A 20017-nucleotide genomic window follows, 5' to 3' on the forward strand; every position below is an offset into this window, starting at 1 on the left:
CGGGTACGTCTACACAGCTGACCTCGCTGCACCTCGGATGGACGAGGAACTAACCCCCGAGGAGGCCGCAAAACTGCAGCCAACGACCCGCATGATCCCCGTCTATTTGACAGATGGCGTCACGCAAGTAGGCGAGTTCAAGGTCGGTGGCGCGATCGTGGGCGAGGGAGAATCCGATGAGAAGTGACCGCACCATGAATGATCGTGCCAGACGACGAGTGGGCGTCGGGCTTGGAGTGACTCTGCTTGCCGGACTGATAGTCGGGTTGGGAAGTGGCGCCGCCCACGCCATTACATACTCCAGTTGGCAAACGTTCGGTAGCCCCACTTCGTATCAGGCAAGGGCCTACACCACTAACACAGGAAGCACAGCATACGGGGGAGTGCACGTCAAGCGTACGACGGGCGCATCGTCCCCGACAGGACAACTGGGTGCGGATGCCGGGCTGGTGCGAGGGACAGCGCTGTGCTCCTTCACCAACGCTGTCTACAACGGGTCACCCGTCATTTTGCATATTGTGACGGTTAGTGGGAACTGCGGCGCTGGCAACTACCGCACGTCGGGGACGGGACTCGGCTATCAAGCTTCGGGCTCATACTCGCTCAAGGCTATTCCCTGGACTCCTTACCAGACGGTTCCGTAGAATAGGCGTCCAGCGTGCCGACTGGCGGAGTCGGGCAATACCCTGGCGCCAAAGACCAAGGATTGCGCCCGCACTAGGCTCGATGCCATGACCGACACTGCACGCACCCCCACCCCGATCGACGAGATCGCCGACGCGTGGGTGGACGCCTACGCCGAGCTCGACCCGTCGGTCGCGACCTACATCGGCCGGTTCGAACACAACGGCCGACTCGCCGACTTCTCACCCGCCGGCCACGAGGCCCGTGTCGAGGCGACGCGGGCAACGCTCGCGGAACTGCGCCGCACCGAGCCGTCCGACGAGATCGACGCCGTCACGAAAGAAGACCTCGCGCGCGAGCTCGAACTCGACCTCGAGCTGCACGAGGCGCGGCAGCACCTGCGCGACGTCAACGTCATCGCCTCGCCCGTGCAGGACATCCGCTCGACGTTCGACCTCATGCCGACCGAGACGACCGAGGACTGGGCGACGATCGCGACGCGGCTCGGCGCCGTGCCCGCCGCGATCGACGGGTACATCGAGACGCTGCGCACCGGCATCGCCGAGGGGGTCGTGCCCGCGCGTCGCCAGGTCGTCGAGTGCGTGACCCAGATCGCGCGCTACACGGCCGACAACGGGTTCTTCGCGGAGTTCGCCGCCGAGGCGGCCCCGGCGGACGGGCAGCTTCCCGCGTCGCTCGCGCGCGAGATCGCCGACGGGGCGGGCGCCGCGCGCGTCGCCTACGATGCCCTCGCCCACTTCTTCTCGACCGAGCTCGCGCCGGCCGCGACCGAGAAGGACGCCGTGGGTCGCGAGCTCTACGCCCTCAACTCGCGTCGGTTCCTCGGGGCGACGATCGATCTCGACGAGACCTACGAGTGGGGGATTCAAGAGCTCGCCCGCATGGTGGCCGAGCAGACCGCGATCGCGAACGAGATCGCCCCCGGTGCATCCGTCGAAGAGGCCGTCGCCCTGCTCGAGCAGGACCCGTCGCGCAAGCTCTACGGCACCGAGGCGCTGCAGACCTGGATGCAACAGACGAGCGACCGCGCCGTCGACGAGCTCGGGCGCACGCATTTCGACATCGCCGAGCCGATCCGCCGTCTCGAGTGCATGATCGCACCGACGAAGGAAGGCGGGATCTACTACACGGGTCCGACCGATGACTTCTCGCGCCCCGGCCGCATGTGGTGGTCGGTGCCCGAGGGCGTCACCGAGTTCGACACGTGGCGCGAGCTGACGACGGTCTATCACGAGGGCGTTCCCGGCCACCACCTGCAGATCGCGCAGGCGGTCTACAACCGTGCGCAGCTCAACTCGTGGCGCCGCCTGCTCGCGGGCACGAGCGGCCACGCCGAGGGCTGGGCACTGTACGCCGAGCGCCTCATGCAGGAGCTCGGCTATCTCGACGACCCCGCCGACCGGCTCGGCATGCTCGACGGCCAGCGCATGCGCGCCGCCCGCGTCGTGCTCGACATCGGCGTGCACCTCGAGAAGCCGCGGCTCGACGGGCAGCGCACATGGGACCACGACTACGCGCTCGACTTCATGCGCAGCAACGTCAACATGCCCGACGAGTTCGTGCAGTTCGAGGTCAACCGCTATCTGGGCTGGCCCGGGCAGGCACCGTCGTACAAGGTCGGTCAGCGCATCTGGGAGCAGCTGCGCGACGACGTGCGCACCCGCCAAGGCGACGCGTTCGACATCAAGGCGTTCCACAAGCGCGCCCTCGACGTCGGCGGTGTGGGGCTGGACACGCTGCGTTCGGCGCTCAGTCGCTGACCATGCCGGACGGATCGTCTCGCAGCAGCCGGATGACCTCGTCGTCGCTCGTCTGGGTGAAGTCGTCGTAGAACGGTCCGACAGCCCAGAACTCGCTCTCGCGATGCGGGCAGACGAACTCGTCGGCGGCAGCATCCGGTCGCCACGTGCGCGGCGCCACGGGAACCGCCACGACGACGTGCGCCGCGCCGCGGGCCTTCGCCGACCGGCAGGCGGCGTTCATCGTCGCTCCCGTCGCGACGCCGTCGTCGACGATGAGCACGGTGCGGTCGGTGAGGTCGAGCGGCGCCGCCCCGAACGCCCGGCTCCGTCGATCGAGCTCGATCCGCTCGCGCGCTTCGACGCTCGCGAGCTGCTCGTCAGTCACGTTTCCGTCCCGCAGGACGTCGTCGTGGACGATGCGAACGCCCTCGGCGATCGCGCCGACGGCGTATTCCTCGCGGTCGGGAGCACCGAGCTTGCGCACGACCGCGACATCGAGGGGGAGCTGGAGTCGCCGCGCGACGACAGCGGCCACGACGACGCCGCCACGCGGGATGCCGAGCACGACCGCATCCGTCCGCGCCCACGTGGTGAGCGCGTCGCTCAGCTGCTCGCCGGCATCGACCCGATCCGCGAAGATGGCCACGCGCCCACTCTACGCCGCGGGAATGCGCCGGCAAGGGGATCGGTTTGCATTCATGTGAATGAAGGAGTGCACGCATGACCACGGATATCCAGTTCGGACTCGACACGTTCGGCGACATCACGACGGATGAGACCGGCGCGCCCGTGTCGGACGCGGAGACGATCCGGCAGGTCGTCGCCCAGGCGGTCCGCGCCGACGAGGTCGGGCTGTCGTTCTTCGGCGTGGGGGAGCACCACCGTCCTGAGTTCGCCGTATCGAGTCCCGAGATCGTGCTCGCGGCGGCAGCATCCGTCACGTCCTCGATCCATCTCGGAACCGCGGTGACGGTGCTCTCGAGCGACGATCCCGTGCGCGTGTACGAGCGGTTCGCGACGCTCGACGCCGTCTCGAACGGACGCGCCGAGGTCATCCTCGGTCGCGGATCGTTCATCGAGTCGTTCCCGCTGTTCGGCTACGACCTGAGCGATTACGAGGTGCTCTTCGACGAGAAGCTCGACCTCTTCTCGCAGCTCATGACCGAAAAGCCGGTGACCTGGAACGGCACGACCCGCGCGGCGCTGCAGGACGCAGACGTCTACCCCAAGACCGAGAACGGCCTCAAGGCATGGGTCGGGGTGGGCGGATCACCCGAGTCCGTCGTTCGCACGGCGCGATACGGCTACGGGCTCATGCTCGCCATCATCGGCGGACCGGCGGGACGCTTCCGCCCGTTCGTCGACCTGTACCACCGCTCGCTCGCATCGTTCGGCCGCGAGACGCTGCCGATCGGCGTGCACTCGCCGGGACACGTCGCCGAAACCGACCAGCAGGCGTGGGACGAGGCCTACCCGGGCTTCGAATCCCTCAACAACACCATCGGGCGCGAGCGCGGGTGGCCCGCCTACAACCGACTGCGATTCCAGCACGACGTCGGACCGGAGGGCGCCGTGTACGCCGGCTCACCCGAGACGGTGGCGCGGAAGATCGCCGACACGGTGCGCACGCTCGGCGTGCAGCGCTTCGACATGAAGTTCTCGACGGGAACGCTGTCGCACGAGAAGATGATGCGCTCGATCGAGCTGTACGGATCGAAAGTCGTCCCGCTCGTGCGCGACATGCTGTCGTGAGGCGTGCGCGGCATCCGTAGCATGACGATATGACCGATGCCGCCACGATCCCCGAGCGTCTCGACGCACTGCCGTTCACGAAGCGTCACCTGCGCGTGCTCACCGGGTCGGGGCTCGGCTGGGCGCTGGATGCGATGGACGTCGGCCTCATCTCGTTCGTCATCGCGGCGTTGGCCGCGCAGTGGTCGCTGCAGCCGGGCGAGACGGCGTGGATCGCGTCGGTGGGTTTCATCGGCATGGCGATCGGGGCGAGTGTCGGCGGCCTGCTCGCCGATCGATTCGGGCGCCGCCAGGTCTTCGCCGCGACGCTGCTCGTCTACGGCCTCGCGACGGGGGCGAGCGCGCTCGTCGGGGGTCTGGCCGCGCTGCTCGTGCTGCGATTCCTCGTCGGACTCGGACTCGGCGCGGAGCTGCCCGTCGCATCGACCTACGTGAGCGAGTTCGCCCCGGCGCGCATGCGCGGGCGGCTCATCGTGATCCTCGAGGCGTTCTGGGCCGTGGGGTGGACTGCGGCGGCGCTCATCGGCTTCCTCGTGATCCCCGGCTCGGATGACGGCTGGCGCTGGGCGTTCGCGCTCGGCGCCATCCCCGCGGCCTACGCCATCATCGTGCGGTGGGGGCTCCCTGAGTCGGCGCGGTGGCTCAACCGGCGCGGAAAGCACGCGCGTGCGGAGGAGATCGTGCGCTCCTTCGAGCGCTCCGCCGGCGTCGCCTCACCGACCGTCACCCTCAGCGTCGTGGACGCCCCTGTCGCGACCTCGCTCTCGTCGCGTCTCGGGGCGCTCTGGGCGCGGGAGTTCCGCGTGCGGACCCTCAGCCTGTGGGTCGTGTGGTTCTGCGTGAACTTCTCGTACTACGGCGCCTTCATCTGGATTCCGTCGATCCTCGTCTCGCAGGGCTACGACCTCGTGCGCTCGTTCGGGTTCACCCTCATCATCACGCTCGCGCAGCTGCCCGGCTATGCCGTGGCCGCGTGGCTCATCGAGGTGTGGGGTCGCCGGGCGACCCTGTCGGTGTTCCTCGTGGGCTCGGCCACCGCGGCGGTCTTCTTCGGCACGGCGACGACCGAGGGTGCCGTGATCGCGGCGGGCATGGCGCTGTCGTTCTTCAACCTCGGCGCGTGGGGAGCGCTCTACGCCGTGACACCCGAGATGTACCCGACGTCGCTGCGCGCGACCGGATCGGGATGGGCCGCCGGCGTCGGGCGAATCGCGTCGATCATCGCGCCGCTGAGCGTGCCGCCGCTGCTCCTCGCGGGCGGGGCGCCGCTGCTCTTCGTGCTGTTCGCGGTGTTCTTCATCGTGGCGGCCGCCGCCGCGTGGGGTCTCGTCGATCGGCGCGGACGCGCACTCGATGACCGGTGAGCGGCCGTACGCTGGTGCGGTGACCTCCGTTCGCTACGTCGCCATCGGCGACTCGTTCACCGAAGGCGTGGGCGACGACCTTCCCGACGGTCGTGTTCGGGGCTGGGCCGACCTCGCAGCTCAAGGGTGGGCGGATGCCGCGGGCCGGCCGATCTCCTACGCCAATCTCGCGATCCGGGGCAAGCTCGTGTGGCCCATCGTCGACGAGCAGCTCGAACCCGCACTCGCCCTGAAGCCGACGCACCTGTCGTTCAACGGCGGAGGCAACGACATGCTGCGCCCGCGCACGAGCATGGCGCACGTGCTGTCGGCCTTCGACAGGGTCATCCGCCGGTGCGACGAGGAGGGCGTGCGGCTGATCCTGCTGTCGGGCGCGAACCCGTCCGGACAGCTGCCGCTGCGGCGGGTCATCCAGCGGCGCGGTGATGTGCTGTCGGCCGCTGTCGTCGCGCACATCGCCGATCGACGCGACATCGTCCGGGCCCTCAACTGGCCCGACCTCGAGCTGTCCACGGCGCCGTACTGGTCGGAGGACCGGCTGCACATGAATTCGCGCGGGCACCACCGGGTCGCCGCGCGCGTGCTCACGGCGCTCGGCTTCGAGCCGCCCCAGGAGTGGTGGTCGCTGCCCACCGCCGCGGCGACGGGGGCACGCGGCGCGGCCTATTATCGCGAGCACGTCGGCCCGTGGCTGCGGCGCCGCCTCTCGGGCACCTCGTCGGGCGACGGCCGCGAGCCGAAGTTCGGCGCCTGGACCGAGGTCGCCCCGTCGCCGGGCTGAGGGTCATCGAGGTTCCTCCGTGGGGCGCACCCGCCGCACGGAGTAGGTGAGTTCGGCGAACGCACCGGCCTGACGGACGGCGACGAGCTCGAGCACGTCGGCGCCCAGGGCACGCGGCAGCAGCGGCTTGCCCGACCGCAGCGTCGCAGGAGCGACCGAGAGCCGGACCTCATCGAGCAACCCGGCGTCGGCGAACTGCCCCGCGAGGTCGCCGCCCCCGACGATCCAGACGTCGCGGTCGCCCGCCGACTCGACGATCGCCGGCCAGGATTCCCGCACATCGCCGGACGCGAAGCGCACATCAGCCCCGGGAATCGACGGCAGATCGCGAGTCGTGAACACCCAAGTCGGTCTCGTGCCGTAATATGCGGGCCACTTCTCGGGGTGCGCGACCAGATCTTCGTGCTGCACGACCCACTCGTAGGTCGATGACCCCTGCACGAGCACGCCGATGCCGTCGAGGAACCACTGGAAATCGGCATCGCCGCCCTCGCCGCCGGGCGCCGCGAAGAGCCAGTCGAGCGAGTCGTCGTCGGTGGCGATGAAGCCGTTGAGCGTGGTCGCGGTGGAGAAGATGGCGCGTGTCATGGCGGACACGTTAGCGCCCGCCGCCGACACGAGACCGCGCCCTAATCGACCGGCGGACGGCCTGTCAAGCGGTTGGCGTGAGGTGCGGCATCCCGGACGATCGGTCGAGAACGGAACACGTCACGCGTTCCGGGAGGGAGAATCATGAGCATCGGTGCCGGAGTACTGCTGTTCGTCGTCGGCGCGATCCTCGCGTTCGCCGTCAACGTCGAGGTGGAGTGGGTGAATCTCGACCTCATCGGCTACATCCTGATGGGAGCGGGCGCGCTCGTGTTCATCATCGGGCTGATTCTGCTGGCCCGTCGCCGGCAGACCGACTCCGTGACCCGCACCTCGGTCGATCCCACCGTGGGCGAGCAGGTCACGCGTCGGACGACGCGGGCCGACGACGACGTGATCTGACCCGCCGTTCATCCGGCGTCGGAGAAGACGACGACACGGTCGCCGTCGAGGACGAACTGCAGGGCGCTGCCCTCGGGAAACCGCTCCCGCAGTTCGTCGGGCAGGCCCGCATCTACCGGGAACTGCAGCGTCGCGGGAAAGGCGCCCGTGCCGCAGCCCGAGAACATGCCGCCCTGCGGGTACTCGGCGCCCGTCTCGATGTCCTCGGTGAACACCACGAGCAGGCATTCCTGCTCGACGCCGCCGGCGAAGTACCCGCCCCTGGGGCGCAGCGGGGTGAGGCCGTAGAAGTCGTCGTAGCCGGCTGAGCCCGTACCGGCGACCCCGACGAACTCGGGCCAGTCGAAATCGTCGATCGCGTGCAGCGTCGCGACCTGCCGCACGCTGCCGCCGCCGAGGGCCGAGATGCCGGAGACCCCGACCGTCGCCGCGACGCCCACCAGCAGCGCGACGACGACGGAGGCGATCCACAGCGCGAGCGTGCGCCGGGGGAGTGACGGCCGGGGAGGGATGTCGTCACCGGGTGCGGACGGCAGGGAGCTCTCCGCAGCAGCCGGTACGACCTCGACGACCGGCGCGTCTTCTCGCGAGGGATCCGTCGTGTCGACGTGCTCGTCCGTATCGGTCCGCCGCTGCGTCGGTCGCGCGAGGCGCTCGAGCTCTTCGAGCCGGTGCTGCGCCGAGGGGTCGACATCGATGTCGGCCTCACGCCCGTAGGCGCGGGCACGCAGCATCCGCAGCTCTTCTCGGGTCGTCTCGTCCATCGCAAGCATCGTCGCACACTGTCGCAGTGCCGCCGCCGCCAGGCACGGTGCCGCTCTCCACCGACGGTCAGTCCGTGGGCGGACGGCGCAGCTTCTTGACGTCGGTGCGGCGCTTCTTCTGCGCCAGGCGCCGCTCCTTCGAGCCTCGCGTCGGCTTCGTCGTCCGTCGCGCACGCGCGGGCGGGCGAACCGCGTCGGCCACGAGCTCTGCCAGCCTCGTGCGCGCGGCATCCCGATTGCGCAGCTGCGCGCGATACTCGGATGCGACGACCGTGACCACGCCGTTGACGAGCCGCCCGCTCAGCCGGTCGAGCACCCGCTCGCGCTGGAGCGGCGAGAGAACGGCTGAGCCGGCGACGTCCCAGACGAGTTCGACCCGGGAGTCGGCGGTGTTGACACCCTGCCCGCCGGGACCGGACGATCGGGAGAAGCGCCACGACAGCTCGGACTCGGGAATCGTGATCCTCGAGTCGACCCGAAGACCGGGGCGGTGAGCGGCGGGCATGGATCCATCATCCCCCTGCCGCGTGGGCACGGTGCCAACGACAGAGGAGAGGGGCGCGCGGGTGCGCACCCCTCCCTTCGGTGTCGGCGTCAGCGCGTGCTGTACGCCGGGTGCCAGGTCGAATCGGTCTCGGTGACGGCGCGGCCGTTGACCACGCCCGAGACAGAGACGTCGGTCGAGTGAGCCGGCACCTGCACGAGGCGCGTGTTCACCGAGACAGCCGCCGTGTTGCCCGGTGCGACCTTCGCGAACGACTTGCCGCCGAAGGCTGTCGTCACGACGACGTCGACCGGAACGTCCGCGTCGTTGGTCACGGCGATGGACACATAGCCCTTGCCGGCGAGAGTGCGCGGGGTGACCTCGACCGTCACGGGGAGCTGCGCCGGTGCGACGGCTGCGCGCCACGGACCCCACTGACCGCTGCCGTTCTTGGCCCTGACGAACACGGACCGGTCGTCGGCGTTGTCGGCGGTCAGGGGGATGCTGCCGGCGAAGCCCACCGTGTGCCCCGTGCCGTCGAGCGTGAGCGGCGCGGTCTCACCGATCGACGCACGGTCGGCGGCGAGCGCCGCCTCGACGGCGACGATGTCGGTGACGGCCGGGCGGCGCTCGGCCGACCGCGGCTCGGCGCCGTAACGGTCATCGCTGGCGACGCCGGTGATCGTGATATCGCCGTTCTCGGCGCGATCAGCCGCGACGTGGTCGATCACCCCGCCCAGGCCCGCGGTGTAGGGCTGGTAGGCGGCTTCGGCCGCATAGCGGATGCCGGGAGCGACCTTGTTCCAGAACTCGTCGACGCGGGTGTAGGACGGGAAGAATCCGCCCGTGCGCGACGTGCCGATCTCGTAGGTGTACGCGGGCACACCGAGCTGCGAGTAGATCCAGTCGATGTCGTTGCCCGAGTTGTTGTAGAGGATCTCACCCGCCTTGCCCGTGGCGAACCCGTTGGCGTACGACTGGCGGAACGCGTTCGCCTTGATCGGTTCGAGGTTCGGAACGGCATCGGTGGCCGAGTAGGCATACGGGTAGATGACGTAGTCGGAGTACGAATGCAGGTTGACGTACGTGCCGGTGCGCGTATCCGGCGCCGCCTGCGTGTTCTCGGCCGTGAACGAGCCGAACAGGTCGGTGAGCAGGCCCGAGAGTGCTTGGATCTCGGGTTCGGAGTGCGGTGCCACACCCGTATAGGTGCCCGCGTTGGGGTTCGAGCTCGTCGAGGCCTCGGCCCAGTGGAAGGCCCAGTTGCGGTTCAGGTCGACACCCGGCTGCTGGCTGCTCCAGCTGTCGCTGGTCGGCGCGAACAGCGTGTCGTTGACGTTCTTGCGCTGCCACGCCTTCGACGTGTTCGGGGGAGTGGCGTCACCGTTGGCATTAACCGGAGAGGTCGCGAGCGCCGTTTCGACGAGCTCGGCACCGTCGGGGTTGTTCTGGAAGTTGATCCAGACCTCGGTGCTGTCCAGCAGTGCCGTGACCTGCGGGTCGGAGCCGTAGCCGTCGAGCAGCTCGGTCGCGTAGCGCCACGCGAGCTCACTCGTGATGACCTCGCGCGCGTGCGCCTGGGCGACGAGCACGAAGCGCGGACGACCTTCCTGCCCGTCCGTCGGCGCGGGCTGGTCGGCGACGTCGGCCGTGAGGCGCACGGCGAGCAGGTCGTTGCCGCCGCGGTCCTGGGTCTTCAGCCACGAGTCTCCGAAGTCGACGAGTTCGGCCACCTCGGGGTAGGCCTCGACGATGTCGTGCGCGAACTCGGTGTACGCATCGACCGTGCGGTATCCGCCGAAGTACGTTTCGTACTCCGTGCCGGAGAGACGCTCGGGAACCGGGTAGTTCGTCGCGGCGACAGCGGAGCGGGCCGCGCGGAAGACGGCTGCAGTGTCGCCGCCGATCGTTGCGGCGTACGGCGCTACGGCGACCGGCGTGACGCCGCGGTCCGCGAGCAGTGCCTCGGTGCTCGCGTCGCCGAGCACGATGAGGCCGTGCGCGTCGGATCCGATGACGTCCAGGTCACCCGCAGCCGCGCTGTCGTCGCCGTCGAGCGTGAAGAGTCGGACGTCGTCGTCCTCGGCGGAGAATGCCGCGCCGGGCGCGATCAGAATGCCGCCGACGGCGAGTGCGGCCGTGGCCGCGAGCGCGGTGACACGGGTGGAGTGGCGTGACATGGGGGAGTCCTTTTCTCGAGTCGCTGCTCAGGGGGAGGAGCGCCCTCGTCACGCTAGGGAGCGCGGCGAAGCCGGCTCAAGGCGCTCGTAACACGGCGATACGCGACGTCTCCGAACGTCATCTTTCGTACGCGGGCGGAGCGGCTGTGCAATTCGGCGAGCAGCGGCAGAGGCCTCGCCGTGATCGGATGCTGCGCACGCGGCCTTTATCGCGCAGCATCCGCATCGTAGTCTCCTCGCATGCGCACGCTCAGGTACTCCATAAACGTCACGCTCGACGGCTGCGTCGACCATCGGGAGGGGGTTCCCGATCCGGAAAGCCACCGCTACGCGACGGACATCATCGCACGTGCCGACGCCCTGATCCTCGGTCGCGTGACCTATCAGATGATGGAGGGTGCCTGGCGGGCCCCGATATCGGACGACATGCCTGAATGGACCCACCCGTTCGCGGAGACGATCGGTGCCGCAGAGAAGTTCGTCGTGTCCTCGTCTCTGACCTCAGTCGACTGGAATGCGCAGCTTCTTCGCGGCGATCTGCGACGGGAAGTACAGCGGCTGAAGGAGATGCCCGGCGAGAGCCTCTACACGGGTGGAGTGACGCTTCCGACGGCATTGGCGGGGTGGGGCCTCATCGACGAGTACGAGTTCATCGTGCTGCCGCGGATCGCGGGACACGGTCCGCGATTGTTCGACGGGCTGCCCGCACCGCTGGATCTCGCGCTCGTGGGTCGCGTGGAGTTCGACTCGGGAGCCGTCGCGCTCACCTACGTCCCGAATCGATGAACGAAAATGACGACCGACGTCATGCGACCATGATGATCGTCCACACGGGGGAGAGGCGGCCGATCAGCCCTTCGCGACGGTGATGCTGGTCGGCGTCGGGTTCGCGAAGAGGTCGAGCACGGGGCAGTGCGCGTCGACGACGTTCTTCAGTTCGTCGTAGCGCTCCTGCGTCTCGGGACCGTCGATGCGGATGTTCAGGCGCACATCGCTGAACCCGGCGCGCACGGTCTCGTCGATGCCGAACAGCCGACGCGCATCGAGGTCGCCCTCGGCGTCGACGCGGATGTCATCGACCTGGATGCCGAGCGCCTGCGCATAGAGGCGGTAGACGACGATCTGGCACGAGATCAGCGCACCGAGGGCGTACTCGACGGGGCTGGCCGCGACGTCGTCGCCAGCCAGCGCTGCGGGCTCGTCGACGACGAACTCATGCTTGCCCGCGCGGATGACGCTCGCAACCGAGCCGGATCCTTCTCCGCTGACACGGTAAGTGAGGCGGGCACTGTTGGCGTCGGCAGCGATGCGTTCGTTCCAGGAGTCAGCGGCGGCGGTGAGCCGTGCGGCACGGTCATCGGCGGTGGTCTGAGCGACGGAGGTGTCGAGAAGAGTCATATCGGTCACGTTAGGTCCGACCAGCGTGAGGAAGCGCGCGATCGGTAACACGAGGTCACAACCGCAGGTTACTGGTGACCCGACGTAATCATGACCGGCCACAGTCAGTACTCGCGGACGGACCATTGGACGATGAGAACCCGCAGCGCGAGTTGCGCGGGAGAGCGCACGCAACGGAAGACGTCATCCGCGTACTGACATAATGTGCATTATCGGCTACATCGCGGAAGCGACATCGGTGCGCGAGAAGTCCTGACTCTTGTAGAGCAGAGGGACGCCCAGATGCCGTGACAACGCGTACGAGAAGCAGTCGCCGAAGGTGAGGCCGGCTTCGTGTCGCCCTTTACCGAAACGACGCCACGCGGCTGATGCCAGCGCAGCCTGAGTGTCGTCGACGGCGATGATAGCCACCAGGCCAGGAAGAAATCCTCGCCCGCGTCGACGCGTCACCGAGTGGGACGCGATTGCAGCCCCGGCTCCTGGCACCCCTACCCTCGAATCATGCTCGACTCGCTGACGGGATTCGTCGTGGTCGGCGTCGCGATCCTGGTCGGCTGGATCCTGGGACGCATAGATCTGCTCGGCGAGCACGCGCGGCCGGTGCTGGCGCGCCTGACGTTCTTCGTCCTGTCGCCGTTCCTGCTGTTCGTCGTGCTCGCACAGGCCGACGTCGCGATGCTCTTCTCCGCCCTGCTGCCCGTCTCGGCCATCGCCGCCCTCGCGGTCATGGCGGTCTACGTCGTGATCGCGCGCCTGACCTGGCGCCGCTCCGTCGGCGAAACCCTCATCGGAGCGCTGAGCGCGGGCCAGGTGAACTCGAACAACATCGGCATCCCGCTCTCGCTGTACCTGCTGGGCAGCGCCGCGTTCCCCGCGCCGGTCATCCTGCTGCAGCTGCTCATCTTCACGCCGATCTCGCTCACGATCCTCGACGCCGTCAGTTCGGGGCGCGCGTCGCTGTGGCGCACGCTCGGGCGCACGGCCGTCAATCCCATCGTGCTGGGCTCGGTGCTGGGCACGCTCGTCTCGGTGAGCGGACTCGAGCTGCCTCCGATCGTGATGGAGCCCGCGATCCTCGTCGCCAACGCCTGCGTGCCGGTGCTGCTCATCAGCTACGGCATCTCGCTGTACGGCCAGCGCGTGCTCGGCGCGTCGGGTCGACGCCGCGACATCGTGCTCGCGACGGCCCTCAAGCTCGTCGTCATGCCCGTCGTCGCCTGGGCGGTGGGCAAGTTCGTCTTCGGCATGCCGGACTTCGACGTGCTCGTCGTCGTCGTTCTGGCCGCTCTTCCGACCGCCCAGAACGTCTTCAACTACTCGCAGCGCTACAACGTCGGCGAGACCATCTCACGCGACACGATCTTCCTCACAACGGTCGGATGCGTGCCCGTCATCCTCCTCGCGACATTCCTCCTCGCGTGACGCGAACGGATGCCACGACACGCCCTGCGTCGCACCGCATCAAACCTTGAAGTCAGGGTCTAGACTTCAGGCGCCCCTATTCCAGGAATCTCCCAGGAAGGACACTCCCATGTCCACGGAAACCCCTGTCGCGAAGTCGGCCGTCAACGGTATTCGCACCGCGCTCGGCCTCGGTGGCCTCCTCGCCGTGATCGCCGGCGTCCTCATCCTCGTCTGGCCCGGTTGGACGGCGTTCGTCGTCGTCGCGATCATCGCCATCTACGCGATCGCCGCGGGCCTCGTCTACGCGGGTCTCGGCATCTTCTCCAAGACGAAGGGCGGATGGTCGCGGGTCGGCCACATCCTGCTCGGCGTGCTGTACATCATCGCCGGCATCGTGGCGCTGCTGAATCTCGCGACCGCCACGGCCTGGTTCGCGTTGTTCCTCGGCCTGTTCGTCGGTATCGCCTGGATCATCGAGGGCATCATCTCGCTCACGACCCTCGCCGACGCCGCATCGAAGGCGTGGACGATCTTCTTCGCGATCCTCAGCATCATCGCGGGCATCGTCCTGCTGTTCTCGCCGCTGTGGGGCTCGATGGTGCTCTGGCTGCTGCTGGGCATCTCGTTCGTGGTGCTGGGAATCGTGCAGGTCATCCGCGCCTTCACCTTCAAGAGCATCGCCTGACACGGCTTCTCGTGTGAACGGTCCTCGGCGCACGCCGGGGACCGTTCGCATTCACCGAGCCGGCAGCATCCGCTCCCACCAGCCGAGCACGGCGCCGAACCGCTCGACCCGATGCCGCGGACGACCCGAACGCGTCAGGTCGTGGTTCTCCCCCGGGAAGATGAGCATTTCGGCCGGTGTCCCCTGACGCTTGAGCGCGGAGTAGTACCGCGTCGCCTGCTCGAGAGGGCACCGGTAGTCAAGTTCGGCGTGCATGACGAGCGTCGGCGTGCGCACGTCGCCCACGACGGCGAGCGGACTCTGCCGGGCGATGTCCGCGGGATCGACGCCGACGTACTCGTCTCCGAAGAACGACCCGATGTCGCTGGTCCCCTGGAATGACGTCGGGTCCAGGAAGCCCCGCTCGACGATGGCGCCCGCGAACCGGTGGTCGTGCGCGATGATCCAGGCGGTCAGATAGCCGCCGTACGATCCGCCCATGATGCCGACGCGCGACGCGTCGAGCCGCGAATCGGCCGCCAGTGCGCCCTCGAAGAAGTCGATGACGTCCTGGTGGTCGACAGTGCCCATCGCGCCCCGGATGCTGCGCCCGTGCGCCCGCCCGTATCCCGCCGAGCCGCGCGGGTTGCTGTACACGACGGCGTAGCCCGCGTCGACGAGCACCTGGGTCTCGTCGAACAGATGCATGCCGTACGCGGCATATGGCCCACCGTGGATCTGCAGGATGACGGGGAACGGCCCCTCCCCCTCGGGCGTCGCGACCCATCCGTGCACGGGCGTGCCGTCGCGACCCTCGACCGTGAGCTCATGCGGCAGCACGATCCCGGATGCCGCGACCGCGGCGCCGAACGCCGTCAGAGGGCGCGCTGGACCATCACCGAGCACGAAGAGCTCGCCGAACGATTGGGGCGTCGCGACAGCCGCGACGATCCGCCCCGCGCCGGCCGCGTGGCCCGCGACGGCGACGTCGCCGCCGAGCATCTCGGATACGTCGCCCGATCGCGTCACGCGAAGCAGCCGCACGCGTCCACGCCTGCGATCCTGCACGAGCAGATCATCGCCGTCGAAGCCGATGTGGCTGCCGACTTCACCGAGGTCGATCGTCTCGGGATCGGTGAGTCGCCGCGGTTCGCGCGCACCGAGCATCCACAGTGCGACCCCCGGAGCGACGAAGTCGACGCCCGACTCCCCCGCGTCCGACGCCAGCACGAACACGGTGCCGTCGGGAGCCACGGCGAGATCGTTGACCGACAGGCCCGTGTCGGGCCTGAGCACATCGCGCGTCGCTTCGCCGGGCGTGAGCGCGACGATGCGCGAGCGCAGATCGCGGCGATCATGCTCGATCTCGTCGACGACCGCGAGGACGCTCTCTCCGCGGAAGACGATCCCGCTGTGAGAGGCCGCGCCCTCGGTCAGCTGCGCGGGCTCCCCGGGGATCATCCGGCGGACCGCAGGCTCTGCGCCGTCGGGCAGCACCGTGGGCGCCGGCTCGTAGAACGGCTCGCTGTCGACCAGGGGCGCCGCGACGATGAAGACGTGCGCCGGCCGATCGGCGAGATAGCCGAGGCCGTTCGCGTGCCAGCGCACGCCCGTGATCCGCCGCGGACTCTCGGCCGCGGCATCCAGCCCCTCGACGGTGCCGTAGCGACCCGGTTCCGGCACGCGCGCCGTGAAGGCCAGTCGCGCGCCGTCGGGCGACCACGCGAACTCCGAGACGCCGAGCGGTGCGTCCGTCGCCTGCACCGGTTCTCCGCCACCTGCCGCGACGACGAAGATCTGCGGCCGGTCATTCTCGTCACCGCGCAGGAACGCGATCCGGGTGTCGTCGGGCGCGAGCGCGGGCGCCGTGTCGGCGACGCCGCGCGTGAGGCGGCGCGGGGTGCCCTGCGGCAGGTCGACCCGCCACAGCTGACCGACGTCGCGATTCGCCTCGATGTCAGGGCGCGAGGTCGCGAAGACCGCGAACGACCCGTCGCGGGCGATGTCGGGCCGACCGACCGCGATGAGCTTGTCGATGTCGGTGGCCCGCATGCTCACTCCTTCGCGAACGAGTCGGTGTCGCCGATGAGCCGCGTGTGGTCATCGGGAAGAGGATCGACCGCCGCCCGGGCGATCTCGGCGGCGAACTCGGACACGTTGTAGAGACGCCCGGCCGACTCGCGACGTGACGAGATCGCGCCCGGGTTGGCCCGCTCGAGCAGCGTCGCGGTGATCGTGCCCTCGATCATGTCGCCCGACACGACGACGAATCCGATGCCCTTCGCCTCGAGTTCGGGGATCCGCGCGCGCAGGGCGTCCTCGCCCGCGCGCTTGGACAGCGCGACCGGCTCGTACTCGGGCATCGTCGGCGTCGTGCGGATGAAGTGCGCCTGGTGGCTCGTGACGAAGACGACGCGCGAGCCTTCGCCGAGCAGCGGCAGCGCGGCATCCAGCACTCGCACCTGCGCGTCACGATTGAGCTGCAGTGCGTAGTCCTCTGCCATGCCCGCCTCCATGCCGCCCGAGGCGTTGAGCACGAGGATGTCGAGGCCTCCGAAGGTGCGCTGCACGGCGGCGAACATCTCGTTCACCGAATCCGTGTCGGTCAGATCCGCACCGACGACGAGAACCTCGACGCCGAGCTCGCGCAGCTGCGTCGCGAGCTTCTCGGCGCGCGGAGCCTTGTTGCGGAAGTTGATGACGACGTTCGCGCCCGCCTCGGCGAGATAGCGCACGGTGTCGGCGCCGATGCCGCGGGAAGAACCCGTCACGAGCGCGGTCTTGCCGCTCAAGGAGCCGGCTTCGAGGATCTGGGACATGGTGCTGCTCCTGGACGGGATGGGGCTGTGGGCGTCGCTCGAAAGGACGTGTCGACCCTATCAACCGGCCCTCGCGCGGCCTCGGGTTGATAGTGTTCCCTCATGCGACCGAGGGGGTGGCGATGCTGCCGGATCTGACGCAGTACCTGTGGATCGCCTGGCTCGTGCTCGCGCTGCTGTTCGTGGTCATCGAGGTGCTCACGCTCGAGTTCACGTTCCTCATGCTCGCGGCCGGAACCCTCATCGGGGGGCTCGGCGTCAACCTGCTCGGCGGGCCCTGGTGGCTGCAGATCGCCCTCGCGGCGGCGCTGTCCGCGCTGCTGCTCTTCACGATCAGGCCGCTGCTGCTCAGACTCCTCCATCGCGGCGCCGATCCGGCGCGCACGAACGTCGACGCCCTGTACGGAATGGGCGCACGCGTCGTCGCACCCTTCGTCGACGGCTTCGGCTCGGTACGACTGGACAACGGCGAGACCTGGACCGCGAAGCTCCCCGACGACGCGTCGGCCCCCCTGGACGTCGGCTCGCGGGCGGTCGTGCTCGCCGTCCTCGGCGCGACCGTCGAGGTCGGTCCTGCGGCATCCCCCTCCCCTATCGAAAGGAACCCCGATGGTTGACCCCGGAGCGTTCATCGGGCAGATCTTCGTGATCGTCCTGCTCGTCGTCCTGGTGATCTTCGTGATCGTGGTGGTCTTCCGCTCGATCCGCATCGTGCCGCAGGCCTACGCGGGCGTCGTCGAACGCCTCGGTCGGTATCAGCGCACCCTGCAGCCGGGCCTCAACCTGCTCGTCCCGTTCGTGGATCGGCTCCGCCCGCTCGTCGACATGCGCGAGCAGGTCGTGTCGTTCCCGCCGCAGCCGGTCATCACCGAGGACAACCTCGTCGTCTCGATCGACACCGTCGTGTACTTCCAGGTGAACGATGCGCGCGCGGCGACCTATGAGATCGCCAACTACCTGAGCGCCGTCGAACAGCTCACGACGACCACGCTGCGCAACGTCGTCGGCGGGTTGAACCTCGAAGAGGCCCTCACGAGCCGCGACAACATCAACGGGCAGCTGCGCGTCGTCCTCGACGAGGCGACCGGCAAATGGGGCCTGCGCGTCAACCGCGTCGAGCTCAAGGCGATCGACCCGCCGCACTCGATCCAGGACTCGATGGAGAAGCAGATGCGCGCCGAGCGCGAGCGTCGCGCCACGATCCTCACGGCCGAAGGATCGAAGCAGTCGCAGATCCTCGAGGCCGAAGGCCGGCGTCAGGCCGAGATCCTCAGCGCCGAGGGCGACAAGCAGGCCGCTGTCCTGCGCGCCCAGGGTGAGGCCGAAGCCATCGAGATGGTCTTCGACGCGATCCACGCCGGCGCGCCCGACGAGAAGCTCCTGGCCTACCAGTACCTCCAGACGCTGCCCAAGATCGCCGAGAGCTCGTCGAGCAAGCTCTGGATCATCCCCAGCGAGCTCACCGAGGCGCTCAAGGGCATCGGCAACGCGTTCGGCGGACGAGCGGATGCTGCGACACCGCGGCCGCGCACGACCCGGTCGACGACGTCGAGCGCGAGCGATGCGGCATCGGCCGCCGTCGCCGCCGCACGCGAGGCCGCCTCGGCGGCCGACGACATCGCCTCGGAAGCCCGATCCCCCGAGATGCCCACCCGCCGGCCGGCGGACGAGTGACGTGACGGCGAGCCGGCACCCGTTCCTCGCCGGCGTGCGGCCCCGCGTGCTGGCGCATCGCGGGCTCGTGACGCCCGAGAGCGCCGCCCTGGGTGTCGCCGAGAACTCCTTCGCTGCCGTCGCCGCCGCCCATGCGGCCGGCGTCGACATCGTCGAATCGGACTGCCACGTCACTCGCGACGGCGTCGTCGTGCTGTTCCACGACGACGACCTGCTTCGGGTGACGGGCGACCCGCGCAAGATCGCGGACGTCACATCGATCGAGCTCGAGACGATCATGTCCGAGCGCGGCGGACTCGTCACGCTCGCGCAGGCGCTGGACGCCTTCCCCACCGTCAGGTTCAACCTCGATGTCAAGGCCGAAGCCGCCGCCGAACCGATGGGCGCGGCGATAGCGCCGCATGCCGACCGTGTGCTCGTGGCGAGCTTCTCAGACGCCCGTCGCCGGCGCGTGCTCGCCGCGATCGCCGCTGCCGGAGGCGACACCATGCCGGCGACCTCTGCCGGCCGCGAGACGATCACACGGGTCGTGGCAGGGGTGCGCCTGCGCGCGCGCGCCGTCGTCTCGCGCAGCCTGCGCGGCATCGACGCCCTGCAGGTGCCGGAGCAGCACGGGCGCGTGCGCATCGTGACGCCCCGCTTCATCGAGGCCGCGCACCGGCTCGGTGTGGAGGTGCACGTGTGGACCGTGAACGACCCCGACGCGATGATCCGCCTGGTCGATCTGGGCGTCGACGGCATCGTCACCGACCGCGCCGACATCGCTCTGGACGTCCTCGCCTGAGCGTCTCTGAGGCACCCGCTGAGCATCCACTGTGAAAGGCTCCCCGAAGGCCTCCGTTCGGATGATCCACCCAGGTCAGGACGTTAGACCTGATATCCGTCGAGAGGACCACACACCATGGCAGATCGCAGCCTGCGCGGCATTCGCCTCGGCGCCCAGAGCCTACAGAGCGAAGAGGGCGTCGTCTTTCATGAGCGCGCACAGCACGCCTACGCGTGCTCGTCGTGCGAGCGTGACACCGTCATGACCTTCGCGGTCGACGCCGAAGTGCCGGATGCCTGGGAATGCCGCCACTGCGGCGCCGAGGCTCTCCGTCGAATCGGCGACACGACCGCCACGGTCGACCGTTCGGGAGAGAAGGTTCCCCGTTCGCACTGGGACATGCTCCTCGAACGACGCACCATCCCCGAACTCGAGGAGCTCCTCGAAGAGCGTCTCGCCTTCATCCGCGCCCGTCGTGGTGCGAGTGAGACGAAGCTCAGCGCCTGAGCTGACTACGACTCGACGACGCCGGCCCCTCCTCGGGCCCGCCTCGGATAGAGTTTGCGTCCTGACCCCAGGGCGACCACACC

At 68.9% G+C, this 20017-nt stretch carries 21 protein-coding genes; 12 read left to right on the forward strand and 9 right to left on the reverse strand.

Annotation, left to right across the window (positions count from 1 at the left end; genetic code table 11):
• The first annotated feature begins 731 nt into the window (after positions 1-731).
• The gene (locus ACFC3F_RS02250; protein ID WP_376126057.1) at positions 732-2405 is read left to right on the forward strand and encodes a DUF885 domain-containing protein; all 1674 of its coding nucleotides are present in this window, start codon (positions 732-734) and stop codon (positions 2403-2405) included.
• On the opposite strand, the gene ACFC3F_RS02255 is transcribed toward ACFC3F_RS02250, so the two are convergent.
• Positions 2395-3033, reverse strand: a complete 639-nt coding sequence (locus tag ACFC3F_RS02255; protein ID WP_376126060.1) for a phosphoribosyltransferase — start codon at positions 3031-3033, stop codon at positions 2395-2397. The genes ACFC3F_RS02250 and ACFC3F_RS02255 overlap by 11 nt on opposite strands.
• Positions 3034-3107: 74 nt before the next feature.
• Between ACFC3F_RS02255 and ACFC3F_RS02260 the strand changes: the two genes are divergently transcribed.
• Genes ACFC3F_RS02260 through ACFC3F_RS02270 form a run of 3 tightly spaced genes read left to right on the forward strand, consistent with a single transcriptional unit; the run spans position 3108 to position 6284 of the window.
• On the forward strand, positions 3108-4139 hold the full coding sequence (locus ACFC3F_RS02260) for an LLM class flavin-dependent oxidoreductase (RefSeq protein ID WP_376126063.1): 1032 nt from the start codon (positions 3108-3110) through the stop codon (positions 4137-4139).
• A gap of 29 nt (positions 4140-4168) precedes the next feature.
• The gene (locus tag ACFC3F_RS02265) at positions 4169-5503 is read left to right on the forward strand and encodes an MFS transporter (protein WP_376126065.1); all 1335 of its coding nucleotides are present in this window, start codon (positions 4169-4171) and stop codon (positions 5501-5503) included.
• A 19-nt stretch (positions 5504-5522) separates the two neighbouring features.
• The gene (locus ACFC3F_RS02270; RefSeq protein ID WP_376126068.1) at positions 5523-6284 is read left to right on the forward strand and encodes an SGNH/GDSL hydrolase family protein; all 762 of its coding nucleotides are present in this window, start codon (positions 5523-5525) and stop codon (positions 6282-6284) included.
• Between the two features lie 3 nt (positions 6285-6287).
• On the opposite strand, the gene ACFC3F_RS02275 is transcribed toward ACFC3F_RS02270, so the two are convergent.
• Complete coding sequence (locus ACFC3F_RS02275; protein WP_376126071.1) at positions 6288-6872, reverse strand: dihydrofolate reductase family protein; 585 nt, start codon at positions 6870-6872, stop codon at positions 6288-6290.
• Positions 6873-7016: 144 nt separating this feature from the next.
• Here ACFC3F_RS02275 and ACFC3F_RS02280 point away from each other — a divergent pair, with 144 nt between their 5' ends.
• The gene (locus ACFC3F_RS02280; protein WP_376126073.1) at positions 7017-7274 is read left to right on the forward strand and encodes a DUF6458 family protein; all 258 of its coding nucleotides are present in this window, start codon (positions 7017-7019) and stop codon (positions 7272-7274) included.
• 8 nt (positions 7275-7282) lie between these two features.
• Here ACFC3F_RS02280 and ACFC3F_RS02285 read toward each other — a convergent pair whose 3' ends face one another.
• The 3 genes from ACFC3F_RS02285 to ACFC3F_RS02295 all read right to left on the reverse strand — a co-directional run bounded on the left by ACFC3F_RS02285 (position 7283) and on the right by ACFC3F_RS02295 (position 10702).
• The gene (locus ACFC3F_RS02285; RefSeq protein ID WP_376126076.1) at positions 7283-8038 is read right to left on the reverse strand and encodes a hypothetical protein; all 756 of its coding nucleotides are present in this window, start codon (positions 8036-8038) and stop codon (positions 7283-7285) included.
• A 67-nt stretch (positions 8039-8105) separates the two neighbouring features.
• Positions 8106-8543 (reverse strand): alternative ribosome rescue aminoacyl-tRNA hydrolase ArfB, encoded by a 438-nt coding sequence (gene arfB / locus ACFC3F_RS02290; RefSeq protein WP_376126078.1) that lies wholly within the window; start codon positions 8541-8543, stop codon positions 8106-8108.
• 89 nt (positions 8544-8632) lie between these two features.
• A complete protein-coding gene (locus tag ACFC3F_RS02295; RefSeq protein ID WP_376126081.1) occupies positions 8633-10702 on the reverse strand; it encodes a M14 family zinc carboxypeptidase in 2070 nt (689 codons plus the stop codon).
• Between the two features lie 240 nt (positions 10703-10942).
• Here ACFC3F_RS02295 and ACFC3F_RS02300 point away from each other — a divergent pair, with 240 nt between their 5' ends.
• Positions 10943-11488 (forward strand): dihydrofolate reductase family protein, encoded by a 546-nt coding sequence (locus ACFC3F_RS02300; RefSeq protein ID WP_376126084.1) that lies wholly within the window; start codon positions 10943-10945, stop codon positions 11486-11488.
• Positions 11489-11551: 63 nt separating this feature from the next.
• Here the strand turns inward: ACFC3F_RS02300 and ACFC3F_RS02305 are convergent, their stop codons facing one another.
• Both ACFC3F_RS02305 and ACFC3F_RS02310 read right to left on the reverse strand, forming a co-directional pair.
• Positions 11552-12100, reverse strand: a complete 549-nt coding sequence (locus tag ACFC3F_RS02305; RefSeq protein ID WP_376126087.1) for an OsmC family protein — start codon at positions 12098-12100, stop codon at positions 11552-11554.
• Positions 12101-12316: 216 nt separating this feature from the next.
• Positions 12317-12511 (reverse strand): type II toxin-antitoxin system VapC family toxin, encoded by a 195-nt coding sequence (locus tag ACFC3F_RS02310; protein ID WP_376126089.1) that lies wholly within the window; start codon positions 12509-12511, stop codon positions 12317-12319.
• Positions 12512-12601: 90 nt separating this feature from the next.
• Between ACFC3F_RS02310 and ACFC3F_RS02315 the strand changes: the two genes are divergently transcribed.
• Both ACFC3F_RS02315 and ACFC3F_RS02320 read left to right on the forward strand, forming a co-directional pair.
• Positions 12602-13522, forward strand: coding sequence for an AEC family transporter (locus tag ACFC3F_RS02315; RefSeq protein WP_376126091.1), 921 nt, complete (start codon positions 12602-12604; stop codon positions 13520-13522).
• Between the two features lie 109 nt (positions 13523-13631).
• Positions 13632-14189, forward strand: coding sequence for an HdeD family acid-resistance protein (locus ACFC3F_RS02320; RefSeq protein ID WP_376126094.1), 558 nt, complete (start codon positions 13632-13634; stop codon positions 14187-14189).
• A gap of 51 nt (positions 14190-14240) precedes the next feature.
• Here ACFC3F_RS02320 and ACFC3F_RS02325 read toward each other — a convergent pair whose 3' ends face one another.
• Entirely contained in the window at positions 14241-16220 is a 1980-nt protein-coding gene (locus ACFC3F_RS02325; RefSeq protein ID WP_376126097.1) for a S9 family peptidase, read from the reverse strand.
• A 2-nt stretch (positions 16221-16222) separates the two neighbouring features.
• Positions 16223-16987 carry an SDR family oxidoreductase gene (locus tag ACFC3F_RS02330; RefSeq protein WP_376126100.1) on the reverse strand — a complete coding sequence of 255 codons (765 nt, stop codon included), beginning with the start codon at positions 16985-16987 and terminating at the stop codon, positions 16223-16225.
• Positions 16988-17109: 122 nt separating this feature from the next.
• Between ACFC3F_RS02330 and ACFC3F_RS02335 the strand changes: the two genes are divergently transcribed.
• From ACFC3F_RS02335 to ACFC3F_RS02350, 4 genes are all read left to right on the forward strand, one after another.
• On the forward strand, positions 17110-17604 hold the full coding sequence (locus tag ACFC3F_RS02335; RefSeq protein WP_376126103.1) for an NfeD family protein: 495 nt from the start codon (positions 17110-17112) through the stop codon (positions 17602-17604).
• Positions 17597-18661, forward strand: a complete 1065-nt coding sequence (locus ACFC3F_RS02340; protein WP_376126106.1) for an SPFH domain-containing protein — start codon at positions 17597-17599, stop codon at positions 18659-18661. Before ACFC3F_RS02335 ends, ACFC3F_RS02340 begins: the two co-directional genes overlap by 8 nt.
• A gap of 1 nt (position 18662) precedes the next feature.
• Positions 18663-19445, forward strand: a complete 783-nt coding sequence (locus ACFC3F_RS02345; protein WP_376126109.1) for a glycerophosphodiester phosphodiesterase family protein — start codon at positions 18663-18665, stop codon at positions 19443-19445.
• Between the two features lie 117 nt (positions 19446-19562).
• Positions 19563-19934 (forward strand): RNA polymerase-binding protein RbpA, encoded by a 372-nt coding sequence (locus ACFC3F_RS02350; RefSeq protein ID WP_376126112.1) that lies wholly within the window; start codon positions 19563-19565, stop codon positions 19932-19934.
• The last annotated feature ends 83 nt before the right edge of the window (positions 19935-20017 follow it).

The sequence above is a fragment of the Microbacterium sp. NPDC055910 genome, assembly GCF_042271185.1.
Lineage (GTDB): Bacteria > Actinomycetota > Actinomycetes > Actinomycetales > Microbacteriaceae > Microbacterium.